The following is a 22,860-nucleotide window of genomic DNA, read 5'->3' as shown; positions in this document are numbered from 1 at the left end:
ACTTTATCGGTTATTTTTTTGTGTATTCCCCATTAAAAGGCCTCATCAAATGATGAGGCCTTTTTAGTGTTAGTCGCTGTGATTTGAAAACTTAGGGTAAAGAATCGGCAACACATAAAGTGTTAACAGGGTTGCTGAAAATAACCCGCCAATTATTACCGTTGCTAATGGCTTTTGTATTTCCGCGCCAACGCCATTTGACACCAATATAGGTATCAGGCCGAGTGCCGAAGTGATAGCTGTCATTAATACCGGTCTAAGGCGAGATTGAGCGCCCTCAAATATTGCTCGCTGCATTGCAACACCAGCAGCAATACGTTGGTTAATGCTTTCCACCATCACTACACCATTAAGCACAGCAACACCAAAGAGGGTGATGAAACCCACGGAGCTTGGTACCGATAAGTACTGTTCAGAGATGTAAAGCGCAAACACTCCACCGATTGCAGCAAGCGGAATATTGACCAGTATCAGCCCTGCTTGTTTTAGTGAGCCAAAGGCAAAGAACAGTAAACCCGCAATTAGCAATAAGGATAACGGAACAACGATTAATAATCGTTTTTGTGCACGTTGCTGGCTTTCAAATTGACCGCCGAAACTCACGCTATATCCTGCTGGTAGTTCAACCTTTTTGTTAATTGCCTTGCGAATGTCAGCGACTATACTGCCCATGTCTCTGCCTTGAACATTGGCTTGAATAACCACACGACGCTGGACATCATCACGACGAATTTGTGGTGGCCCTGAGGCAATGCTGACATCGGCAATATCACCTAGTCTTACCCAAGCCCCTGTTGGTGATTGCATCCTTAACTCGGCAATGGCCGCTTGGTTTTGTCGAAAACGCTTGGCTAAACGAGTGTAAATATCATAGCGTTCATTACCCTTAATGATTTGTCCTGCCGTTTGTCCGCCTACGCCATCTCGCACGACAGACATCACATCTTCTACAGATAAGCCATATCGAGATAATTGTCTGCGATTAGGCGCAATCACTAATTGAGCTTCCCCTGATATTTGCTCAAGGGCAACATCTCGTGTGCCGTCGATTTGTTGTACCAGTAGCTCTAATTCTTTGCCTTTTTCGGCGAGCACATCAAGATCAGCGCCAAATAATTTTATCGCTAATTGCGCTTTAACACCGGAAAGTAGTTCATCAACTCGGGTGGCAATTGGCTGTGAAAAATTAAGTAGTAAGCCCGGAAATTGCTCTAACTTTTTAGCCATTAAGTCTTGCAATACTAAACGCGAATTTGCGCTTTGCCACTTCGTGATGGGTTTTAATCCTAAGTAAATCTCAATGTTATTAACCGGCTCAGGATCGCCGCCTATTTCCGCGCGACCGATGCGGCTCAAAGCATATTCAACCTCAGGAAATTCCATCAACATATCTTCTAGTTTGGGTGCTAATTCTAATGCAGTTTCTAGGCTGCTTGATGGCGCCAAAGTGACCCGCAAGTTAATGGTGCCTTCTTCTAATTCAGGAATAAACTCTGTCCCTAGCTGTTGTGATAAGCCTATTGCTAACACTAATAATAAGCTAGCAGTCGATAACACTAACTTGGGCGCTTTAATCGCCGCGGCTAAGCTAGTTTTATAAGCGTGAGCGATAGGGGTTAAAACAAAGCTTTTCCTAAACGTAGGTTTTGATTTAAAGAGCAAACAGGCAGTTGCTGGAACAACGACCAAAGCGACTAATAAAGCTGAAACAATCGCCAACATGATACTGATTGCCATGGGTTGAAATAGCTTTGCTTCCACCCCTTCAAAGGTGAACATAGGCGCAAATACCACTAAAATAATTAACGTTGCAAACAGGGTAGGCTTGGCCACTTCTTGGCCAGCGATTTTGATCCGCTCGATATTGGACAGCTCTTGCTCGGATGCTGATTGCTTAATCGATAAGTGTTTAAAAATATTTTCAACCATCACCACCGAGCCATCAACCAACATACCAATGGCGACGGCTAAACCGCCAAGCGACATCAAGTTGGCAGAAAGCCCAAGCCATGACATTAACATTAAGGCGATGCCGATTGAGATTGGGATAGAGATCAACACCAATAGTGTGGCGCGCAGGTTCATTAAAAACAGCGCCAGAACAATAACAATAAAGACAAAGGCCAATAACAACGCTTGAACGACTGTATCGACTGAAGCGGTAATCAATTGACTTTGATCGTAAAACGGCTCAAAGGTAACACCGTCAGGTAAGGCTTGTTGAATTAAAGTCACGCGCTCATTAATGCCATCAATGGTTGATTTAGTGTTTGCACCCATGCGCTTTAACACAATACCTGATACCACTTCGTCTAGCCCTGAAATGCTATTGTCAGAGTTTCGACGAGTCATGGTGACCGCGCCTTGACGAATTTCACTACCGAGTTCTACCTTGGCAACATCTGCAACGGTAATTACAGCACCATTAACGGTTTTAAGTGGCGTTTGAGATATTTCAGTAAGGCCTTGCAGATCCGGCTTGATCCAACCTGTACCTCGGATCACCAATTGCTCTTGGCCACGATTCATGTACCAACCGCCTACGTTAGTGTTGCTTCGCTCAATTGCTGCAACCACATCTTGTTGTGACAAGTTGTAAGCGAGCAAGCGAGACGGGTTAATGTTGACTTGGTATTGCTTTACCTGACCACCGAACGAAAGCACATCAGTGATGCCATCAACAGGCATTAATAAAAGCTTCACCACCCAATCATTTAAACTACGTAGTGCAGTTTGATCGTAGCCAGATACATCGTCTGCCATCAGTAAGTATTGATACACTTGGCCCAGCCCAGATGTATTTGGGCCAAGCTCTGGTGTACCTAAACCCGCAGGTATGATTTCTTTTGCACTTTGCAAACGCTCAAACACTAACTGTCTGGCAAAGTAAATATCGGTGCCTTCCTTAAACACCACGGTGATGCCTGACAAACCTGTTTTAGAAATTGATCTTACTTCCTCTACATCAGGCAGGGCATACATGACCGATTCAATCGGGAAGGTGATCAGTTGCTCGACTTCTTCAGAGGCTAAGCCTGGCGCTTCCGTATTAATGGTCACTTGCACGTTGGTCACGTCAGGAAAGGCATCAAGGTTTAGTTTGGGGATTGCTATAAATGCCGCGGTTAAAATACTTAACAAGGCAATGACCACGATGAATCGATTGGTTACCGCCCAACCGATCAGACGACTTACGCTATGGTTATTCATTACGTTTGCTCCGTTTAGTGGTTGTGCGGGTCAAAGCCGCTTTTCGCTTGTTCAGATGCAATAAAAAACGCTCCTTGTATGGCAACGTTCAAACCCGGCTGTATACCTAATATTTCTTGAAAACTCCCAAACACGCGGCCTAAGCGAACTTCGGTGGGCACAAACTTGCCCGGTGCTTGTTCAACAAAAATTGTCCAGTCGCCATCAGCGCCGCGCATCAGTGCGGTTTGTGGCACGGTAATCACTTTGGTTTGGCTGTTTGCTTCAAAAAATACATCACCAAACATACCGGCGTGCAGATCATGGCTGTTGTTTTTAACGGATAACCGGATGATCCGGGTTCGAGTGACAGGGTCAATAGTGTGGCCTTGTTGGATAATGCGGCTAGGGTAGTTTTTGCCATTGATGGTCAATGTGGCTGTGCCGCCCAGCGGGAGTTTAACATCTGCATTTGGGGCAAGATTTGCTTCAACCCATAACTCTGATTCATCGACGATTGTGGCAAGTGCTTGTCCTGCGTTTACGCGTTGTCCTTGTTGAAAATCATCATTGAGAATTACACCATTTTGCCCCGCTTTTAAGTAATACCGTCCTAACGTGGCGTTATCATTATTTACTAACGTAGCAATGTCTTTTTGGCTTAGGCCGTAGGCCAGTAATATCGCACGCGCCGCAATGTATCGAGTATAAGCCTCTGATTTTTGTTTCTCGCTTAATATTGTGTCATTAAGGTTTTCCACTCGCTGCCAATCTGCATAAAAGGTGCGATATTCAGCTTGTGCTTGTGCCACTGTTTCACTAAACAAGGTAATTAGAGTTTGGTCTTTCTTAACGTGCTGACCAAGAGAAATGTGACGTTTTATCACCACGGAATCAACGCGTGGAGAGATTAAAAAGCTGGTATAGCCATTCGCTTTTACTTCGCCTGGTGCATATAGCTTTTCATTCATCAATTGAGCATTAAGTATTTGTACTTTGATGTTGGCCAATTGCATTTGTTTTTGGGTGAGTGAAACTAACGCTACGTTTTCATGATTTTCATTAGCGTTTTGATGCTCTTGATGTTGATCTGTATGGTCCTTGTGGGACTCGTGCTCATCATCATGGTCATTTGTGTTCTTTTCTTCTTGATGGGGTTCTTCTTGATGAGTTTCTTTATGGGCATGTGTTTCGTTTTCTGCATGCTCATGTGTAACTTCGCTCAGTTGTTCAGCCTGTGCGCCTGGGGAGGTGTTCAGGCCATACGCGGAAAACTGACAAGAGAGTAGAATAGACGCGACAATCAACGCGCCGTTTTTTGATAAAACAGTCATTTTTAAAGCTCTTAAAATAGAAATACAACCAATGAACAACTAAGGCTTTGTGCTAAGTTATTCGTAAAGTGATTAAGGCTATTGACCATAATTGTGGGCTGTCTGCTGTTCATTAGACGGCGCTTTCAACACGATGCACTAGATTTATTTAATACATACATGTGTGAACCCATTAATGGGTAAAATAATCGTAAGATCGGTCATAAAGCTGACAGAGCGCTCAACAAAGAGATCAATAGACCATTTCTAGGTTAAGCGGTTGGAGGGCGGTATAAACCGTTGTAATGGCCTAGTTTGGGAGCATTTAAGTAGGTGAAAACAGCCAACTGTTGACTAACAGGTAATAAACTTTCGTTGTCGGGTGTTACCCAGTTGGTGTGTGAACCATGGCAATGACCACAGTGATGACAATCAGATACATTGTGATCCGCGCCAGTAGAATTTCCTGCATTCGTCTCGTGGTTCAATGGATTAGCTGAATCGTCACTGAGATGATTGTGTTCAATTTGAATGTGTTCAATATCAAGTTGATGAGCATCTTGAGCGCTAGACACAACGGCAAACGATTGTGAAACAATCGATAATAATAAAAAGATGCTTATCGCTAAGCGTTTTATCATTTTGCGTGGTCCTTAACGTTGATGGCTTGGCAGATTTGCATTGGAAATTAGGTACAAGTCTATCATTTATTGTTTATGACTGACAAAAAAGCACCGTCATTATTCGTCAGTTTTTCACTTAATAACCACCAAATAATTAATTAATTTTATGATGATTGTTCAATATTTATTGAATTATTAATAAGTTAAGAAAATGTAGCGCGATTACAATTATTAACATTGTCGCGTTAGCAGATGACTTCTTACTTAAATTTAACGCTTGGCCAATATGCTATCTAGATGATTTGCAAAGGCTTGTCGATCGCTTTGACTCAGCGCCGCAGGGCCGCCCGTTTGTACACCGCTCGCGCGCATGGTGTCGTAAAAGTCGCGCATATTAAGACGTGATTTTATGTTGTGTTTAGTAAACAGCTCGCCGCGAGGGCTTAATGCGGTTGCCCCTAATGTGATCACTTCATCTGCAAGGGGAATGTCTTGCGTGATCACTAAATCACCCGCTGACACGCGTTTGACGATTTCATTATCCGCCACATCAAAACCTGAGCTCACTTGCATGAAGCGTATATTGGGAGAAGGTGGAACGTTAAGTGGATGGTTAGCTAATAGTACAGTGTTGACCTTTGTACGATCAGCTGCTTTAAATAAAATGCTTTTAATTACGCTTGGACAAGCGTCAGCATCAACCCATATATTCATTAAATTAATTGGCCTCAAATGTTTGCTTAAAACTGAACGCTTCAGGCGTTTCACCATTAGCTCTCAGCGCTTCGAGTCTCTCAATACCTTGCTCTACGGTGGGGTGTTCATTGTCTTCAATCCACCACAGCACATAAGTCGCAATGCGAGGTTTTTCAAACCATTGAGCTTTTCGTTTAAAGAATTTTACATGGTCTGTTTTAAACATAAAAGTTTTAAGTGCGTCTACGTCTTTCCATACAGACAAGTTGATGATGGTGTTAGGATTATCAAAGGCTTGAATATTGGTGGCATTGCCCGTTTCGTCTTCAAGTCGCCAAACAAAACCGGGGCTTTGCTCAGCAATACCATTGATACGGTCAAGGTTGTCAGTAAACTCTTTAAGTTGTGGGCTATCTAGAGGTGCAAGTGCGGTTGCAATGTTTAGTTCAGCGAGTACTTTCGCCATAGTTAGTACGTCCTTTTAAGTGAAAATTAAACTTTGTCAGTGTCAAATTGGTAATCGCGTTGTACTTCAACAACTTGAATGCGGTATTGACTATACCATTTTTCTTGTCCCATTTTTTGGGCAAATAAATGTCTGGTATCTTGTTTCCATTGTTTGATGTCTTCAAGCGAGTGCCAATAAGAAATGGCAATTTCATCTTCTCCTTCGCTCACGGCAACAAACTCAATGCAACGGTATTTTGAAAACGCTATTTCACGTAACTCTTGCACTAAATTGTCATATTCTACGTCTAAATTTTTCGTGGTTGCTCTAAAGATAACAGCAAACATAGCTTTTCCTTGAGTTGAAGGGAATTGACGAAATTACAAGAGCTTAAACATAGCGGGTTTGTCTTTGTTCGCCAACAAAATGATCGTAAATATATGTTTTCTTAATCGCAATTATTGTTCAGGTTTTGCCAATATATCGTTTTAATGAACGTTAAAAGTCCACCACGCGGTATTAATTTTATATACTGTATTTCATAATAAAATTTACCTACTGAACAGGAATTTCATGATGACAAAAAATGTGGTGATCACAGGAGCAAATCGAGGCATTGGTTTAGCCATGGCAACGCAATTTAAGCAACAAGGCTGCCATGTGTTTGCCCTTTGTCGTCGTACTTCATCGGCGTTAGATGCGCTCGGCGTAAGCGTGATTGAATCAGTTGACGTGGCAACAGAGCAAGGCATTTCAGTGATGGAAAATGCACTAGCCAACGTCAATATTGATGTCTTGGTGTGCAACGCCGGTATTTTAAGAGATGAACAACTAACCAACCTAAACTTAACCACCATTCGCGAGCAATTTGAAGTTAACGCCATTGCACCACTACGGGTTGTTGAAGCCTTGCAAAACCAAATTAATGAAGGCGGCAAAGTGGCGATGATCACCTCTCGCATGGGCTCAATTGCCGATAATGGCTCCGGTGGTCGTTATGGCTATCGGATGTCAAAAGCAGCGCTTAATGCCGCATCAGTATCATTAGCACATGACCTTGCACCGCGAAATATTGCGGTCGGTATTTATCACCCCGGATATGTGCAAACCGATATGGTTAACCATGGCGGTGATATTTCTGCCGATGTATCAGCCACTAGAATCGTGGGATTAGTTAACGAACTGACTATGGCGCAAACCGGCGGCTTTAAACATTCAAACGGTGAGACACTGCCTTGGTAATTGCTAAACCGCCTCAGCCCATTAATCCGCAGTACGTTAAAATATGGCGTACGGTGCAATTAATCCCGATGGGAAAAGTTGCCTGCTATGGGCAAGTTGCTGATTTAGCAGGCTTGCCCGGACGTGCGCGCATGGTAGGAAAGGCGCTCGGCTATGTGCCTGAGGCAGGGCACAACGGACAACCCGTGCCATGGTATCGAGTGATTAATTCACAAGGTAAGATATCCTTCCCTGTTGGCAGCGAGTACTTTGAGCGACAAAAAGCCCACCTACAAGAAGAAGATGTGGTAGTTATTGGCGTGCGAATCAAACTCAAAGAATTTCAATGGCAGCCCGACCTTGCTGAGTTACTGTTTCAGTTAGAGTATTAATTTTACGCGCTTATACGACGGTTAAGCGCGACACCGATTTCCCCCTTCCACCCAATCTTACAAAAGTGTTACGTGTTTTTGCTCTTATTAAGCTGTTAGGCATTTCAGGGATTGGGAGTTAACCTTTGACCAAATTAGCAAATAAAATTATTTTAACCACCGTTGTATAAATAGCTAGTTATCCAAGATATATGACTTGATTGTGCGCATGTAAACCTACCTACGGACGTGCTGAACCCGCTAAAAAAACCACGCTGAGTTAACGCTTTTTTACATTAGTACTTGCTGGATTTTGCTATATTCCCCGCCATTAATAGAGGCTGTTTGGTATTACTTTTTGTGGATTGTGATGTACCTTGCCGATTGGTTTACCCGATTAGCCTTACACAAGGTTATTTAATGCTTGTGTTGAATTAACCAAGAGTAGTTAACAATGACAGACAGTGAATACGGGCTGGCACCCGTCCCTAAAACCGAACGAAAAAGTTTTATGGCGTTAACCATGGTGATGCTGGGCTTAACCTTTTTCTCTGCCAGTATGTGGACGGGCGGTAAGTTAGGTACAGGCCTTTCTTTTGATGATTTTTTTAGCGCAGTACTGATAGGTAATTTATTATTGGGTATATATACCGCAACACTGGGCTACATTGGCGCGAAGACAGGTCTTTCAACACATTTATTAGCGCGTTACTCCTTTGGTGTACGCGGCTCTTGGTTACCTTCTTCTTTACTGGGTGGTACCCAAGTCGGTTGGTTTGGTGTTGGCGTGGCGATGTTTGCCTTGCCTGTGCAAAAATTTACCGGCATTGATGGCAATGTGCTGATTGGTGTTTCTGGCTTGTTGATGACAGTAACCGCTTACTTTGGTATGTCGGCATTAATGATTTTATCTTCCATTGCGGTACCTGCAATCGTTGTTCTTGGTGGTTATTCGGTATTACTCGCGGTTGACTCTGCTGGCGGCGTGTCAGCACTTGCGCAGCACACACCTTCTGACCCGATTGATTTTAATATCGCATTGGCGATGGTGGTTGGTTCATTTATTAGCGCAGGTACTTTAACAGCCGATTTTGTTCGTTTCGGTAAAAGCCCACGTACGGCGGTATTTATTACCTTAATCGCTTTCTTTATTGGCAATTCGTTAATGTTTGTTTTTGGCGCTGCCGGTGCTGCTGTCACAGGCGAAGCTGATATTTCAGAAGTGATGGTGCTACAAGGATTGTTACTGCCTGCCATTATCGTGTTAGGGCTAAATATTTGGACAACGAACGACAATGCTTTGTATGCTTCGGGCTTAGGTTTTGCCAATATTACGGGCTGGAGTTCAACTAAGCTCTCTTTTATCAACGGCATCATCGGTACTATTTTCGCGTTGTGGCTGTATAACAATTTTGTTGGCTGGCTTACCTTTTTATCGTCTGCTATTCCACCAATCGGTGGAGTGTTAATTGCAGATTATTTATTGAACCGTGCGCATTATCACTCATTTGAAAGCGCGACTTTTGCTGATGTGCGCTGGAATGCCATAATCGCCGTCGTGCTGGGAATCATGGCGGGGCAGTTTTTACCGGGCATTGTGCCAGTTAACGCGGTACTTGCTGCGGCAGTTAGCTTTGTTGTACTTAATAAACTACGTTCAGATGATGTTGAGTCATCTTTGGCAGAAGAAGAGCAATCATGTTAATTAAAAATGTATGTTTGTCAGGTAAGCCTGGCCTTTGGAATATCATAACTAAAGACGGTAAGTTCAGCGCTATTGAATTTGCCGATGTGGCGATTGCCGATTCAACAGAGTTGGATGTTATTGACGCCAATGGCGGCATGGCGACTGCGCCATTTATCGAGCCTCATATTCACTTAGATACAACACAAACGGCAGGACAGCCAGCGTGGAACCGCTCTGGTACTTTGTTTGAAGGTATTGACCGTTGGGCTGAGCGCAAGGCAACAATTACTCATGAAGACGTGAAAGAGCGTGCTAAACAAACGATGCTTTGGCAAATTGCTAACGGTGTTCAATTTGTTCGAACTCATGTGGATGTGTCTGATCCTACATTAAAGGCGTTAAAAGCCATGTTGGAAGTGAAAGAAGAAATGGCGCCTTACATTGAAATGCAGATTGTTGCCTTTCCTCAAGAAGGGATTTTGTCTTTCCCTAACGGTAAAGCTTTAATTGAGCAGGCGATGGAGCTAGGCGCTGATGTAATTGGCGCAATACCGCATTTTGAGTTTACCCGTGAGTACGGGGTTGAATCACTAAATTACATGTTTGACTTGGTAGACAAATACGACTGTTTGGTTGATGTGCATTGTGACGAAATAGATGATGAACAATCACGGTTTTTGGAAACGCTTGCAACTTTGGCGTACGAGCGTGGGATAGGGCACAAGGTTACAGCAAGTCACACGACCGCGATGCATTCATATAACGGAGCTTACACGTCGAGATTGTTCCGTTTGTTATCAATGAGCGGCATTAACTTTGTTGCTAATCCTTTAGTGAATATTCATTTGCAGGGGCGCTTTGATGATTATCCTAAACGCCGTGGTATCACGCGAGTCAAAGAGCTGCTTGAGGCAAATATTAATGTTTGTTTTGGCCATGATGACGTATTTGATCCGTGGTACCCAATGGGCACAGCCAATATGCTGCAAGTGCTACATATGGGGCTACATGTTTGTCAGCTCATGGGATACGACACCATCAATGATAGTTTGAAGCTGATTGGGCAGCATAGTGCGCGTACCCTGCAAGTAGAAAACAAGTATGGCATTGAAGTAGGTAAGCCAGCGAGTTTACTTATTTTACCTGCAGAAAGTGAGTTTGATGCCGTGAGACGCCAAGTACCTGTGCAGTATTCTATTCGCGCCGGCAAAGTGATCGCAGAGACCCAATTGCCCAAAACGCAAGTTAATCTAGAGCAGCCTCACATCGTTGATTTTCGTCGCTAATAGCGCCTTGAACAATTCTAAATGCCTAGTTACGCCTAGTTGTACAATGCGCGAGCTAGGCGTTTTTTGTTGCCTATTTTGGCTAGTATCGCCTAACAAAATTCCCATAGAGCCGACCTTGAATTGGCCTTTCAATCAGATAAATAGTCCCGTTGTTTCTCATTGTTTGAAGCTTATTTATTGGGATGGTGTAGAGCTTATCTGCGAAATAATCCTCATTACTTAAATCTCCATGCTCAATACTATTGACCACCGCGTGTTGCCATTGATAGTAAATTCTGCCGTGAACGAAGACGACATTATTGCCAGTCACACGCACAACTTTGGCTAATTGATATTTGTTTTTAAGCTCTGAGCTGTTATTGAGTTGTTGGACGTTTAGAAAATAAAGATCATTAATTTTAGGGTCTAAAACTAACACAGAGGCTCTGGTTTGAGCGGCCGTATGAGAAGCATATTCTACATAGCCAAAATAGGCTGCCATGAACAAACAAGTGAACAAGACGAGCTTATTTAACGTTATTGAGAATGGCATTTTTCGCGCTTGTGTTGGTGCGGCTACGGTCACTTTAATGTTCCTTTTAAAGTTATAAATTGCTGCTACCTCAGTCAATTGAGGTAGCTAGCATACTGATTGATATACTTAATCATATCACCTTGAAGGTGTTTTGATTCAACGCTACAAATCGTACTTTCGTAAAAGCTGGTCAATCATGGATTTATCCAATTGACTTGAACAGCTATAACAGTCAGTTAATTCGCTTAACAAGGCTTGGTGTTTTTTGCCCAATTCAAACGCTTGTGAGTAGGGGATATGCTCAAACATGACCATGGCATAACGGGGCGTAAATCGCTCAGGGAACCACTCTTGAATTTTAAAGGAAAATTGCTTTTTCAATAAAAATTCATGCTGGCGAACGCTATCACGCATTTCCACATAGTTTTCTAATGCCATATTAGCAATGGCATCGGCATTGACTTTGCGAGCAGCGGTAATGGCTTTAAAATACTGTTGCCAATCGGTTGGTTCAGTTGTTAACTCTGGCACGAGTTGGGCAATGGTGTCGCAATCTTCAAAGCCACAATTCATGCCTTGGCCATGAAACGGCACGATGGCATGAGCGGCATCGCCGACGATCAATGCTTGATCGTTATAATGCCATGGCGCACATTTGATGGTGGCAAGCCTGCCGGTAGGGTTTTGCTGATAACGATCGGTCAGATCGTCGAGTAACGGCTGAATATCAATAAAGTGGTGCGCAAAGAAATTGTTGATCTCTTCATCGGTTTTAATGCTATCAAAACTGGTGACGCCGTGATTAGGCATAAACAAAGTGACAGTGAAACTGCCGTCAAGGTTTGGCAGAGCGATTAACATAAACTCACCACGAGGCCAGATATGCAGCGCATGCTTTTCTAGTTTATGTTCGCCATTATTATCAGGCAAAATCGTCAGTTCTTTGTAGCTGTGATCAAGCACCGCTTCTTCATTCTCTGTACTGCCTTTGTTTAAAATGGCGGTACGTACTGGAGAGTTAGCTCCGTCTGTACCAATTACTTTATTAAAATCAACAATGGTTGCTTGTTGATTTTGATGAGTCATCGTTAAGATGTTTTGGTCAAAATCAATAGCAGTAACGCGATGTTCAAAATGAAAGTTCACTCGGCCCGTTTGCTCAGCTTTCGTCATTAAAAAGCTATTTAACTGAGCACGGGAAATAGAATAGATGACGTCTTGCTCACTTTGACCATAAGCTTGTAATGTCGAAGGCTGGCCATCAAGGTGGATCATTCGGCCGCGCATTGGGATCAACAGCTGGTTAATTTCATCCATCAAGCCCAAATCTTGCAGGGGTTTAATGCCGCGATTGGCTAGCGCAAGGTTGATTGAACGGCCAGCAGAAATGTCTACTTTTCGCATGTCAGCACGCGACTCATACACGTCGACTTGGTAGCCTTTACGCGCAAGTATAATAGACAATAGCGAGCCGACCAAACCGCCGCCCACTAGCGTGAAATGTGGCGTGTTCATGCGATACACTCCTTTAAAATTCTAACAAAGTGATAGCAATCGGCAAAGCTATTATAAAGCGGGACAGGGGCGACACGAATGACATTGGGCTCGCGCCAATCCGTGGTGACGCCACGTGCTTCAATGGCGTTGAACATGGCTTTGCCATCAAGCCCATCGACGTTGATCATGATCGATAACTGACAGCCATACTCTGCTTCATTGTTGGGGGTGATCACGCGAATTTTCTCACCAAGCTCTGCGGCTAAAAGCGATCGTAAATAACCACTTAGTTTGAGTGATTTTTCTCTAAGTGGTTTCATACCGCCAGCAAGTTCAATGGTTTCATACGATCCTCTAACTGCTGCCAAACTTAGAACAGGTGGATTGGATAACTGCCAGCCTTCCGCAGATGGAATGGCTTGAAACTGATTTTCCATTTTAAAGCGGGTGCTTTTGTCATGGCCCCACCAACCCGCAAAACGATTAAGTTTTTTATTTTCAACGTGTTGTTGATGGACAAAACAGCCTGCAACCGAGCCTGCGCCACTGTTAAGGTATTTGTAACTGCACCAACAGGCAAAATCGACCTGCCAATCATGTAAATTCAGCTCGATATTGCCTACCGCATGTGCAAGGTCAAAGCCGACTTTAATGCCTTTGGCGTGAGCCTTTTCAGTGATGGTTTTCATGTCTAACACTTGTCCTGTGTAATACTGAACGCCGGGGAGTAAAATCAGTGCTATTTCATCGCCATGCTCTTCAATCAGTTGATACAAATCATCATGATTGAGTAGCTCTTCTGCTTGGCGTGGCTGCCAGAGCAACATATTTTCATCAACATTTAGGTGATGGTGCTTTAGTTGAGATTCAACCGCGTAGTGATCAGATGGAAAGGCATGATCTTCGATTAAAATTTTTGTGCGTTTGCCACTGGGTTGATAAAAACTAACCATCATTAAATGTAAGTTGGCGGTTAGTGAATTCATCATCACCACCTCTTTGGGCAATGAGCCGACCAGCCGACTGGCATGTTCAGTTAGAAATTCGTGGTAGGGCATCCAAGGGTAGTCGCCTTCAAAGTGGCCTTTTACGCCGCGCTCTTGCCAAGCGTCGAGCACTTCCATGACTGCTTCTTTGGCTAATATTGGCTGTAGCCCTAAAGAATTACCGGTGAAGTAATATTCTTCTTCGCCGTTTTCCTGTTTGGGAATTGAAAAGTGGTTACGCATGTATGCCAAGGGATCGTTTTCGTCTAACTGCTTGGCGTATTCCAATGTTGTATTTATTGTCATTTTTATTCTTCTTATTCTTGTAGTGGCTCAGCGGCATATAAAACCGGCTTCGATGGTGTGGCGTCATTGATCAGCGCGGTGAGCTGCAAGTTGATAAAGTAAAACCCGTCACTAATGATGTCATCAAAATAGGCCAATTCGGTGATGGTCTTATTGATTAAGCTGTTGGTTGTTGGCTGATGTTGCTCTTCAATAACTTGCCAAAACAAATGATGACAGGTGAGTAGGCCATCATCATGCAGCCGATCTATTGACGGTAAGTCGACCAATAGATGCTCCACACCACGCTCATTTAACAACAAAATGGCTTCACGACTAAAAAATGCAGGTTGATTGTCATCATTATAAATTTCCGTTTTTTTAGTGCTGGCGTTGGGTAAGGTGCGAATGGCCAAGCTTTGCAATTGAGCGTTGCTGTAGGTATTAAGCGATGGTTCAAGTTGCGCACGGGTAATCAACATATCGTTATCAGTTAGCGCTGGGGAATAGTCTTCTTGTGAGCTTATACCGTGTTCTGGCATAACAGATACTAAAACACAAGGCATCAACGGCGGCGGAGTGATTGTGCCAATAGGTAAAGATAATGCGGCTGATTGATCGCAAATGTGGGCGATAGATTCTGTGTGAGTACCATTGCAGTGAGGGTTAAAATTGAGTAAGTTCACATTGCAACTGCCACCTTGTTCAGTATTGCCAATAAAGCTGCCTGCTGTCATCGGTGTTTTTTGTGCTTGTTCTGCGCCGTAATGGTTAGGTTGCTCACCATTGAAGTTGAGCTCGATGGCAGCGCTATACGGGAAGTCTGTATTGACTTCATAGTTTGTGTTGTCGAGGGTTATCGTGCATTTCACAAAAATTGCTCCTTGGTTAGTCCAAGCCAATCTAGCGCGCTGCCATGGAGTAACTGTTTTTTTGTTGGTAGATCTAACCCTGCATTTTCAATCAGCTTGCCGGGTTCAAGTTCACCTAAGGGGAAGGGGTAATCAGTACCAAGCGCTAAGCGCTCTGCGCCCATTAAATCGATAAGGTATTTGAGCGCTAATTTATCGTGTACTAAGGTGTCTAGGTAAATCTGCTTAAGAAATTCTCTTGGGTTAATATCGCAATCAACTGCACACAAATCAGGGCGAACATTAAAACCGTGCTCAATTCTGCCGATGGTTGCAGGAAATGAACCACCGCCATGAGCAAAGGCAATTTTAAGTTGTGGTAATCGGGCTAATACACCGCCAAAAATCATCGAGCAAATAGCTAAACTCGATTCGGCTGGCATGCCAACGAGCCATGGCAACCAATAGTCAGGCATTTTTTCTTTTGCCATCATGTCCCACGGGTGAACAAAGACGCTGGCGCCTAAATCTTGAGCCGCTTCAAAAATAGGAAATAGGTTATCGTTATCTAAGTTCCAGTCATTAATGTGCGAGCCAATTTGAATACCGGCTAAGCCAATATCTTTAACACAACGTTCTAGTTCTTTAATGGCAAGATCCGGTGATTGCATTGGTACAGTACCTAAACCAACAAAGCGTTTCGGATGGTCGGCAACAATACCTGCAATATGATCGTTGAGGTACTTTGATAAGTCCAACGTGTGTTCAGGTTTTGCCCAATAGTTGAACATAACGGGCACAGTAGACAATACTTGCACGTCGACTTGGTGTTTCGCGCAGTCATGCAGTCGCGCCCCAGGATCCCAGCAGTTTTCTTCAATTTCTCGAAAAAATTTATCGTCCATCATCATTCGAGCACAGCCGCACTTGTGATGATCTAAATGAACAAAACCGCCATAGCCGTACTTCTCACGCAAGTTCGGCCACGTTTTAGGTAAAATGTGGGTATGAATATCAATTTTTAACATATCGACCACCATTAGGATTTAGTACTGACAGTGCCACATTGCGTACAGGTGCAGTGGACTGGCATGTTGAAGAAATTGTTAAAAACCTTTGGCAAATCCGTTTCGATATTGGCGAGGCTAAATTGCTCACGGTAGAGTTGCTGAGAGCAGTTACTGCAAAACCAAACGAGCGCATCTTGCTGCTTTGGCGCACGTTTTTGTTCAACCACTAGGCCGACACTGTGCTCAAAACGTTGTGGAGAATGAAGCACTTTAGGCGGCAGTAAAAATATCTCGCCTGCTTTAATGGCAATGTCTTTAAACTCATCGTTCTCGACAACTTTTAAGATCATTTCACCTTCTATTTGATAAAACAATTCTGGGGTTTCGTTGTAGTGATAGTCACTGCGGTTGTTTGGGCCACCCACGACCATGACAATAAAATCGTCTTGTTCAAAAATTTGTTTATTGCACACAGGAGGCTTCAGCACATCGCGGTGTTCGTCTATCCATTGCTGTAGATTAAACGGTTGGCTAAAAGATGTAGTATCAGACATGACAGCTCCTATTGATGGTCGGAAAGTGTGGCAATGCACTTGAGTTCGATGGCGATAGGGGTAGGTAATTTATTGACTTCAACGGTGGTGCGACAAGGTTGATTATCAGCAAAATACTCGGCGTATATTTTATTATAGGTGGCAAAGTCATCATCCATGTTTGTGAGAAAAACCGTGACATCGACTAAGTCCATCCAAGTAGCACCAGATGCTTCAAGTACCGCTCTGACATTGTCAAACACACTGCGACACTGTGCTTCTATATCATAACTAACAATTTTATTGTCTTTATCGAGTGTGACGCCGGGAATGTCTTTACTGCCTGCCTTTCTTGGACCCACGCCAGAAAGAAAGAGTAAATTGCCGACTTGTCGAGCGTGTGGGTAAAGCCCAACGGGTTTTGGCGCTTTGTCTGCATTTATTTTTTTATTGTTTTCACATGAACTTGCTGTCATCACAACTATCCTGTTTGGCTAAAGCTCAGGCATTACCTTCGCTAAGAGTTTATGCACTTTGTTTATTAGTGTTTTAGTAACAATGCACAAATTGACGATGCTTATTGTGGCTATCGTTTTAAGTTTAGAAAATATTGAGTAGGTCGCTATTTTTTGCACGCAATGGTTAAATCTCGCAGCATGAACAGTGCTAAATAACGTTGAAAGGCAGAGGTTATTTCGGCGTGAATTTGCAGCCTTGAGAGCTGGCAAATATGGCTCCGGAAGATTTAAATTTATAGCAAATATGGCTCATTGGTATTTAGCTCATTAATATTTAATACAAACGTTCTTCGGCTCGGTAAAAAAGCGCATGGCTTCGAGACCACCTTCGCGTCCTACACCTGACTGGTTCATGCCACCAAAGGGGGTACGTAAATCTCTAAGTAACCAACAATTGACCCAAACTATGCCGGTATTAATGGCCTCACTTAATCGATGGGCACGGGCAAGGTCTTGTGTCCACAGGGTCGAAGCCAAGCCATATTGGCTTTCATTAGCAAGTTCAAGGGCTTGTTCATCAGTATCAAATGGTTGCATGCTGACCATAGGGCCAAAGACTTCTTCTTGATTACAACGAGCAGAGTTGCTTATGCCTTCTATGACGGTTGGCATAATAAAATACCCTTGAGCGCAGCGATTATCGCCTTGAACGGAGTGACCACCCGTTAGTATTTGTGCGCCTTCTTGTTTGGCTAAGTCGATATAGCTTAAAATTTTGTCAAAGTGTGGCTTTGATACAATAGCACCTAACTTTGTGTCTTCGATCATAGGATCGTTAGGTACCAGTTGTTTAACTTTTTTGACAAAGGCCATTTTAAATTTATCGTAAATACTGCGCTCAATATAAATTCTTGAAGCACATAAACAAATTTGTCCTTGATTGGTAAAACTTGCCTTGACTAATTGCTCAACGGTATTGTCAAAATCACAATCGGCAAAGATAAGTGCTGGATTTTTACCGCCTAATTCGAGCGATAGCTTCTTAAATTTAGGTGCCACTTGTGCGGCAATTGCAGCGCCAGTATTGCTGCCGCCCGTGAAAGAAATGGCTTTTATTTTTGGGTGCTCACAAATAGCGGCGCCCACTGAAGCGCCTTTACCGTGCAAGATATTGAGCACGCCATTTGGCAGACCAGCGTCTTGACATATTTTACCGAGTAAGTACGCCGTATATGGGGTGATTTCTGATGGCTTGGCAATGACGCAGTTTCCGGCGGCTAGTGCAGGGGCAATTTTCCAAGTAAAAAGGTAGAGCGGTAAATTCCAAGGTGAAATACAGCCAACAATACCAACTGGCAGGCGTAGCGTGTAGTTTATCGCCTGATCTGCCATGGCATGAGATTCACTGGAAAACTGTGAACTGGCATGGGCAAAGAATTTGAAATTACTCGCGGCTCGAGGGATATCAACACTTCTTGCCAGTGATATTGGTTTACCGTTATCTTTGGCTTCTGCGTTTGCTAACGGTTCAAGTTGGCGTTCAATTTCTACCGCGATATTAAATAAAATTTCAGCGCGTTGCTCTATGGGCATTACGCGCCAAGCAGACAATGCCGACTCAGCGGCTTTAACAGCTAACGTTACATCGTTTTCATCACTGTCGGGCAACTGGCTATATATTTGCCCAGTTGCCGGCTCAATATTATCGAGGTATAGACCACTCAACGGAGCAACATATTGACCATCAATAAAGTTTTTCAATAATTCCACAAATGATACCTATTTTAATAAGCTAATACGTTTGCGCTTACAAACAAAGTGTGCGGCCGCCATCAACAGGTAAGTTAATCCCTGTAATGTAGCCTGCAGCAGGAGAGGCTAAAAAGGCGGCAGCGGCTGCAAACTCGCTGGGCTCTGCAAAACGGCGCACTGGGATCTGTGCTTTTTCATTGTCTGTTGCTTGCTCTATGGTGATGTTTTGTTTTGCGGCTTTGCCCTCGATGATGGCATCAAGTCTAGCGGTTGCGGTTGCCCCAGGGAGAACATTGTTGACGGTAATGCCAAACGGCCCTAATTCGCTTGCCAGTGTTTTTGCCCAACTTGCTACAGCACCTCGAATGGTATTAGAGACGCCTAGACCAACTATAGGCTGTTTTACTGAAGTTGAAATAACATTGATAATTCGCCCATAACCGTTGTTTCTCATCGCAGGAATGAGTGCTTGGACGAGATGGTGATTGGTCACTAAATGTAAGTTAAAGGCATCAATAAAAGCCGTTGAATCAGCGACATGGGCGGGTCCTGGGGCTGGGCCACCTGTATTATTGATGAGAATGTCGTAACCACCGTGCTGAGTGATATCATTTTCGATAGTGCTTTTTACTTCCTCTGGTTTTGAAAAGTCAGCAATGAGGACATGGTGTCTTTGATTACGCTCAGTAGAAAGCTCATTTTTTACTTGTTCTAAAGCTACTTTGTTACGCGAAAAAAGGGTGACATGTGCACCAAGGTTTGCAAGCTCTATCGCACAAGCTTTACCAATTCCTTGGCTGCTGCCACAGACAAGTGCTCGTTTATTACTCAAATTGAGATCCATAATTAACCCTATTGTAATATTTTTTATTGGTCATTTTTTGACGGATTGTCATTGTTTTATCACAGTAAATTTTTTTTTGTCAGCAATTTACCAAAATTAACTGTAACAAATGAGTAAATTATTTTTGACAATCAAGAGTGGGCGGAGATAATAAAGTTAAAGGGCTGTGTTTTTATGTCGTATGAGTCGTTGATAATAATTATGACTAATATGTCCCTATAGGCTCCAAAAACACGTTAGGTTAATTTGTCATCACCGCCTTTAGAAAATGGCTTTTCACTAAATTTATAAATAAGGATTATTTTGAAGTTTGCTAGTCATAAGGCGCATTCAGTTTTAGTATCTTTAGCGATGTCCTGTTCGCTTGCCATAGTTTCGTCTAGCGCTAAAGCTTCTGATAGCCGTATTCATGAAACATGTGAAACAAATCCTCAGCAGTGCTTGATAGATATTCAATTGAAACTTGATACTGAAACGTATCAAAGTAGAGTTTGGTTTCAATACAAACTTTACCAATTAGATGCACTATTTGAGCTACTAGAGTTAGACGAGCTTTACAATGAAGTGACACCTTGGCTTAACGCTGATGATATACCATTGAAATTTAAACTTGCTGTTGAAATATATTATGCAAAATTGCTTCGTGGTAAAAATGAGAAAGAAAAGGCGGTATTTCACTTAGAAAGAGCCATTCATACATTACAGGACATTAATGAAGTTGCTCCTGATCCTATGTTAGAGGTGCAAATAGCGAATGCGCTTAACTCTCTAGAGCGTTATCAGCAAGGTTACGACTTACTAAAGCCACTTGAAGATAAATATCGCAATCGGCATATGCCTGAGTTCAAGCATGAACTGTATGAAAATTTAGGACACTTTGCATACCGCCTTGGTGATTTTGAACAGCACCTACAATACCGATTAAAAGCGCAGCGCTGGGCAAAGGAACATAGTAATAAAGTGCAAATTGCAATTTCTACCTACAATATTGCTAGGGCTTATCAGATGCTGTCAAAATATGAAGAGGCATTTGTTTACTTTGCTAAAGCAGAAGAAATGCAAGCGATGGGCAAGCATGATCAAAATATGATTTGGTTTCGCCGAGCAGAAATGGCACTTGAAATGAGTGAGTTATCAAAAGCGAAAGAGTATTTTGCTTTTGTTGATCGTGAAATACCTAGTGATTATTACATTGAGATGTTTGATCAGTTTGAGGTAAAGCTCAAAGCTAAAAGGGAAAATTAGCGAATCTGTGTTGCCATTATAGTTGTTGAAATAGACAAACTCTTACATAAAAAAGCCCGGTGACAAACCGGGCAAAAACAATAAGGGAGAAATATGTCTAGAAAGGTTACTCAGTGCTTCCTTCTAGTAGGCTTTTGCCATTAATTGCAATTTTTCTGGGCTTTAATGCTTCCGGAATTTCTCTTTCTAAATCTACATGCAGTAAACCATTTTCCATAAAAGCACCAATGACTTTTACGTGGTCTCCTAGCTGGAATTTTCGTTCAAAATTACGTTCGGCGATACCTTGATAAAGAAAGTTACGTTCGCCTTTGTCGGTCACTGCTTTTGTGCCGGTAATAATGAGGTGGTTTTGTTTAGACTCAATGTCTAATTCAGTTTCAGCAAATCCTGCTACCGCCATGGTAATGCGATATTTATCTTCGGCTAAAGACTCAATATTGTATGGAGGGTAAGAAGATTGTTTTTCTGAACGTGCCGCTTTATCAATAAGACCTGCTAAGTGGTCGAATCCGATGAATGAACGGTAAAGTGGGCTTAGATCTGTGTTAGTACGCATAATTCATATCCTATCTATGTAAGCAATATGTAATACCTAAATTTCCATTGGCTGTGTTCAAAAACCGATTAACGCGAATTTGAAATATATCCAACTTCATTTAAGTGTGCCTTTCCTAAAGGAACAGGCGGTTAATGAAATGTAATCCCTATTCAGGCGACTACGTAATAAGAGATAGGGCCATCAAAATTGTTTTCAAGAGAAAAACATAAAAAAAATTAAAATAAATTTAATTGTGCTAATTTAGCACAGTGAAATTAACGCAAAGGAGCTGCAAATGGTTCATTTCAAAACTAAAAATCTGCTTATCATTTTTCTTTTCTGTGCTTTTAATTTATCGGCTGCGCCAACAGCAGAGTCAATTGCAAAAGAAATTACCACCATCACCAATGCGAAAGCGCTCAAACGAGTACCGCCTAAATACCCCGTTGAATATGCGAAACAAGGTGCTGAAGGCTGGGTGATTGTCAGTTATGTTGTCGAGCCTGATGGCAACACCAGTAATGTTTTGATTGAACGCTCTTCAGGTCGAAAGCGTTTTGAAAAAGAAGCATTAAGAGCGATTAAAGATTGGAAATATAACCCAGCGCTTGAAAACGGAGAACCCGTTCAACAGTGTCGTAATAATGTCAGACTTGATTTTAGAATGAAGAAAGAAAGAGCCGGTGTTTCTAGAAAATTTCTCTCGTTATATAAAAAATTTGTCTCTGCGCTAAATGAGAAAGACGCTGAAAGAATCGAGAAATTGGCCCCTCAAATGAAAAGCTATAAGATATTTGTGGCCAATGAGAGCTTTTTTAAGTTCACAAGTATGGCAGATTATTACGAGTACAAAGGAGACATTGAAAAGCAATATTCAAATTTAGGCTTAGCTGTACATAGTGGCGTTGATGCTAAATTTTATCGTAAATTATCTGACAAAACGTCAAAAGGTGACAGTGAACCACAAGAGGCTTGGTCGACTAAAGAACGTAACAAAGCTCAACAAATTCGAACCGTTTTACACCGTAAGTTAATGATTGAGCTTGATAAAGGCAGTGTCTCACATGCGCTAAATACGGTGAATAAGTTGCTGGCAGTGTCACCTACAAAAGAGATTGGCTCCATTTATCAGCGGCAGAAAGAAAGCTTGGATAATTTTATCGCCTCTGAGCATGTGCTTTCTACGAAAGCGACAGTAAATAACAATGGTATTTGGCAACACCAATTGTTACGGAGTGATTTTTCATTTACTGAAATTCAGGGAAAACTCGACTCAGTAGATGTTCGCTGCCAAAACAAGCGGCATGTGTTTTCTATCAACGAGCAGACCCAGTGGAAAATTCCGGAGAATTGGAAAACTTGTCACTTATATGTCAAAGGGAAAGAAGGCACAGAATTTTCACTGCTTGAATTGCCACGCTCATTGAGCAATGACACAAAGGTAGCTGCGCATAAAAACTGAAATTAGGAATTTTCTTTTTTTTTTGTAATAAATTTATCCAATGAC

The 22,860-nt window shown here is 42.6% G+C and carries 22 protein-coding genes; 6 read left to right on the top strand and 16 right to left on the bottom strand.

Annotated features, from left to right (window positions below):
- Positions 1–69 precede the first annotated feature (69 nt).
- From QUE03_RS14240 to QUE03_RS14215, 6 genes are all read right to left on the bottom strand, one after another.
- Positions 70–3,210, bottom strand: coding sequence for an efflux RND transporter permease subunit (locus tag QUE03_RS14240; protein ID WP_286262605.1), 3,141 nt, complete (start codon positions 3,208–3,210; stop codon positions 70–72).
- Between the two features lie 14 nt (positions 3,211–3,224).
- Positions 3,225–4,523 (bottom strand): efflux RND transporter periplasmic adaptor subunit, encoded by a 1,299-nt coding sequence (locus QUE03_RS14235; RefSeq protein WP_286262602.1) that lies wholly within the window; start codon positions 4,521–4,523, stop codon positions 3,225–3,227.
- A gap of 251 nt (positions 4,524–4,774) precedes the next feature.
- The gene (locus QUE03_RS14230; protein ID WP_286262600.1) at positions 4,775–5,143 is read right to left on the bottom strand and encodes a hypothetical protein; all 369 of its coding nucleotides are present in this window, start codon (positions 5,141–5,143) and stop codon (positions 4,775–4,777) included.
- 252 nt (positions 5,144–5,395) lie between these two features.
- Positions 5,396–5,839, bottom strand: a complete 444-nt coding sequence (locus QUE03_RS14225) for a YaiI/YqxD family protein (RefSeq protein ID WP_286262596.1) — start codon at positions 5,837–5,839, stop codon at positions 5,396–5,398.
- A 4-nt stretch (positions 5,840–5,843) separates the two neighbouring features.
- Positions 5,844–6,287: a DUF3291 domain-containing protein gene (locus QUE03_RS14220; protein ID WP_286262594.1), complete on the bottom strand. Its 444-nt coding sequence runs from the start codon at positions 6,285–6,287 to the stop codon at positions 5,844–5,846.
- A gap of 26 nt (positions 6,288–6,313) precedes the next feature.
- Positions 6,314–6,616: an antibiotic biosynthesis monooxygenase family protein gene (locus tag QUE03_RS14215; RefSeq protein ID WP_286262592.1), complete on the bottom strand. Its 303-nt coding sequence runs from the start codon at positions 6,614–6,616 to the stop codon at positions 6,314–6,316.
- 229 nt (positions 6,617–6,845) lie between these two features.
- Between QUE03_RS14215 and QUE03_RS14210 the strand changes: the two genes are divergently transcribed.
- The 4 genes from QUE03_RS14210 (at position 6,846) to QUE03_RS14195 (ending at position 10,834) form a co-directional block, all read left to right on the top strand.
- Positions 6,846–7,511, top strand: coding sequence for an SDR family oxidoreductase (locus QUE03_RS14210; protein ID WP_286267869.1), 666 nt, complete (start codon positions 6,846–6,848; stop codon positions 7,509–7,511).
- A gap of 20 nt (positions 7,512–7,531) precedes the next feature.
- Positions 7,532–7,882, top strand: a complete 351-nt coding sequence (locus QUE03_RS14205) for an MGMT family protein (RefSeq protein WP_286267867.1) — start codon at positions 7,532–7,534, stop codon at positions 7,880–7,882.
- Between the two features lie 433 nt (positions 7,883–8,315).
- On the top strand, positions 8,316–9,566 hold the full coding sequence (gene codB, locus QUE03_RS14200) for a cytosine permease (RefSeq protein WP_286262590.1): 1,251 nt from the start codon (positions 8,316–8,318) through the stop codon (positions 9,564–9,566).
- Entirely contained in the window at positions 9,560–10,834 is a 1,275-nt protein-coding gene (locus QUE03_RS14195; protein WP_286262589.1) for a cytosine deaminase, read from the top strand. The genes codB and QUE03_RS14195 overlap by 7 nt, the downstream gene beginning before the upstream one ends.
- A gap of 82 nt (positions 10,835–10,916) precedes the next feature.
- Here the strand turns inward: QUE03_RS14195 and QUE03_RS14190 are convergent, their stop codons facing one another.
- The 9 genes from QUE03_RS14190 to QUE03_RS14150 all read right to left on the bottom strand — a co-directional run bounded on the left by QUE03_RS14190 (position 10,917) and on the right by QUE03_RS14150 (position 19,555).
- A complete protein-coding gene (locus QUE03_RS14190; RefSeq protein WP_286262587.1) occupies positions 10,917–11,402 on the bottom strand; it encodes a hypothetical protein in 486 nt (161 codons plus the stop codon).
- A 111-nt stretch (positions 11,403–11,513) separates the two neighbouring features.
- Positions 11,514–12,866, bottom strand: a complete 1,353-nt coding sequence (locus QUE03_RS14185; protein ID WP_286262585.1) for an FAD-dependent oxidoreductase — start codon at positions 12,864–12,866, stop codon at positions 11,514–11,516.
- Positions 12,863–14,140, bottom strand: coding sequence for a kynureninase (kynU, locus tag QUE03_RS14180; protein WP_286262584.1), 1,278 nt, complete (start codon positions 14,138–14,140; stop codon positions 12,863–12,865). Before kynU ends, QUE03_RS14185 begins: the two co-directional genes overlap by 4 nt.
- A gap of 11 nt (positions 14,141–14,151) precedes the next feature.
- On the bottom strand, positions 14,152–14,991 hold the full coding sequence (locus QUE03_RS14175) for a cyclase family protein (protein WP_286262582.1): 840 nt from the start codon (positions 14,989–14,991) through the stop codon (positions 14,152–14,154).
- Positions 14,988–15,998, bottom strand: a complete 1,011-nt coding sequence (locus tag QUE03_RS14170) for an amidohydrolase family protein (protein WP_286262580.1) — start codon at positions 15,996–15,998, stop codon at positions 14,988–14,990. The genes QUE03_RS14175 and QUE03_RS14170 overlap by 4 nt, the downstream gene beginning before the upstream one ends.
- 11 nt (positions 15,999–16,009) lie before the next feature.
- On the bottom strand, positions 16,010–16,534 hold the full coding sequence (locus QUE03_RS14165) for a 3-hydroxyanthranilate 3,4-dioxygenase (RefSeq protein WP_286262578.1): 525 nt from the start codon (positions 16,532–16,534) through the stop codon (positions 16,010–16,012).
- Between the two features lie 8 nt (positions 16,535–16,542).
- Positions 16,543–16,989, bottom strand: a complete 447-nt coding sequence (locus QUE03_RS14160; protein ID WP_286262577.1) for a RidA family protein — start codon at positions 16,987–16,989, stop codon at positions 16,543–16,545.
- 309 nt (positions 16,990–17,298) lie between these two features.
- Positions 17,299–18,741: an aldehyde dehydrogenase gene (locus QUE03_RS14155; RefSeq protein WP_286262575.1), complete on the bottom strand. Its 1,443-nt coding sequence runs from the start codon at positions 18,739–18,741 to the stop codon at positions 17,299–17,301.
- Positions 18,742–18,778: 37 nt separating this feature from the next.
- Positions 18,779–19,555, bottom strand: coding sequence for an SDR family oxidoreductase (locus QUE03_RS14150; RefSeq protein ID WP_286262572.1), 777 nt, complete (start codon positions 19,553–19,555; stop codon positions 18,779–18,781).
- Between the two features lie 315 nt (positions 19,556–19,870).
- Here QUE03_RS14150 and QUE03_RS14145 point away from each other — a divergent pair, with 315 nt between their 5' ends.
- Positions 19,871–20,812, top strand: a complete 942-nt coding sequence (locus tag QUE03_RS14145; protein WP_286262570.1) for a tetratricopeptide repeat protein — start codon at positions 19,871–19,873, stop codon at positions 20,810–20,812.
- 106 nt (positions 20,813–20,918) lie between these two features.
- Here the strand turns inward: QUE03_RS14145 and QUE03_RS14140 are convergent, their stop codons facing one another.
- The gene (locus QUE03_RS14140) at positions 20,919–21,371 is read right to left on the bottom strand and encodes an Hsp20 family protein (RefSeq protein WP_286262567.1); all 453 of its coding nucleotides are present in this window, start codon (positions 21,369–21,371) and stop codon (positions 20,919–20,921) included.
- A 277-nt stretch (positions 21,372–21,648) separates the two neighbouring features.
- On the opposite strand from QUE03_RS14140, the gene QUE03_RS14135 reads away from it, so the two are divergent.
- Entirely contained in the window at positions 21,649–22,815 is a 1,167-nt protein-coding gene (locus QUE03_RS14135) for an energy transducer TonB (RefSeq protein ID WP_286262566.1), read from the top strand.
- The last annotated feature ends 45 nt before the right edge of the window (positions 22,816–22,860 follow it).

Source organism: Thalassotalea atypica (genome assembly GCF_030295975.1).
In the GTDB taxonomy this organism is placed as follows: domain Bacteria; phylum Pseudomonadota; class Gammaproteobacteria; order Enterobacterales; family Alteromonadaceae; genus Thalassotalea_F; species Thalassotalea_F atypica.
The sequence above is the reverse complement of the archived record's forward strand: the minus strand, read 5'-3'. Positions and strand labels throughout refer to the sequence as shown.

What these genes read in the sequence shown, in the direction of transcription:
- QUE03_RS14220 (WP_286262594.1), bottom strand. Translation starts at nt 6,287, where the DNA reads ATGGCGAAAGTACTCGCTGAACTAAACATTGCAACCGCACTTGCACCT.
- QUE03_RS14210 (WP_286267869.1), top strand. Translation starts at nt 6,846, where the DNA reads ATGACAAAAAATGTGGTGATCACAGGAGCAAATCGAGGCATTGGTTTA.
- QUE03_RS14140 (WP_286262567.1), bottom strand. Translation starts at nt 21,371, where the DNA reads ATGCGTACTAACACAGATCTAAGCCCACTTTACCGTTCATTCATCGGA.
- QUE03_RS14185 (WP_286262585.1), bottom strand. Translation starts at nt 12,866, where the DNA reads ATGAACACGCCACATTTCACGCTAGTGGGCGGCGGTTTGGTCGGCTCG.
- QUE03_RS14160 (WP_286262577.1), bottom strand. Translation starts at nt 16,989, where the DNA reads ATGACAGCAAGTTCATGTGAAAACAATAAAAAAATAAATGCAGACAAA.
- QUE03_RS14195 (WP_286262589.1), top strand. Translation starts at nt 9,560, where the DNA reads ATGTTAATTAAAAATGTATGTTTGTCAGGTAAGCCTGGCCTTTGGAAT.
- QUE03_RS14170 (WP_286262580.1), bottom strand. Translation starts at nt 15,998, where the DNA reads ATGTTAAAAATTGATATTCATACCCACATTTTACCTAAAACGTGGCCG.
- codB (WP_286262590.1), top strand. Translation starts at nt 8,316, where the DNA reads ATGACAGACAGTGAATACGGGCTGGCACCCGTCCCTAAAACCGAACGA.
- QUE03_RS14235 (WP_286262602.1), bottom strand. Translation starts at nt 4,523, where the DNA reads ATGACTGTTTTATCAAAAAACGGCGCGTTGATTGTCGCGTCTATTCTA.
- QUE03_RS14165 (WP_286262578.1), bottom strand. Translation starts at nt 16,534, where the DNA reads ATGTCTGATACTACATCTTTTAGCCAACCGTTTAATCTACAGCAATGG.
- QUE03_RS14135 (WP_286262566.1), top strand. Translation starts at nt 21,649, where the DNA reads ATGGTTCATTTCAAAACTAAAAATCTGCTTATCATTTTTCTTTTCTGT.
- QUE03_RS14240 (WP_286262605.1), bottom strand. Translation starts at nt 3,210, where the DNA reads ATGAATAACCATAGCGTAAGTCGTCTGATCGGTTGGGCGGTAACCAAT.
- QUE03_RS14225 (WP_286262596.1), bottom strand. Translation starts at nt 5,839, where the DNA reads ATGAATATATGGGTTGATGCTGACGCTTGTCCAAGCGTAATTAAAAGC.
- QUE03_RS14230 (WP_286262600.1), bottom strand. Translation starts at nt 5,143, where the DNA reads ATGATAAAACGCTTAGCGATAAGCATCTTTTTATTATTATCGATTGTT.
- QUE03_RS14215 (WP_286262592.1), bottom strand. Translation starts at nt 6,616, where the DNA reads ATGTTTGCTGTTATCTTTAGAGCAACCACGAAAAATTTAGACGTAGAA.
- kynU (WP_286262584.1), bottom strand. Translation starts at nt 14,140, where the DNA reads ATGACAATAAATACAACATTGGAATACGCCAAGCAGTTAGACGAAAAC.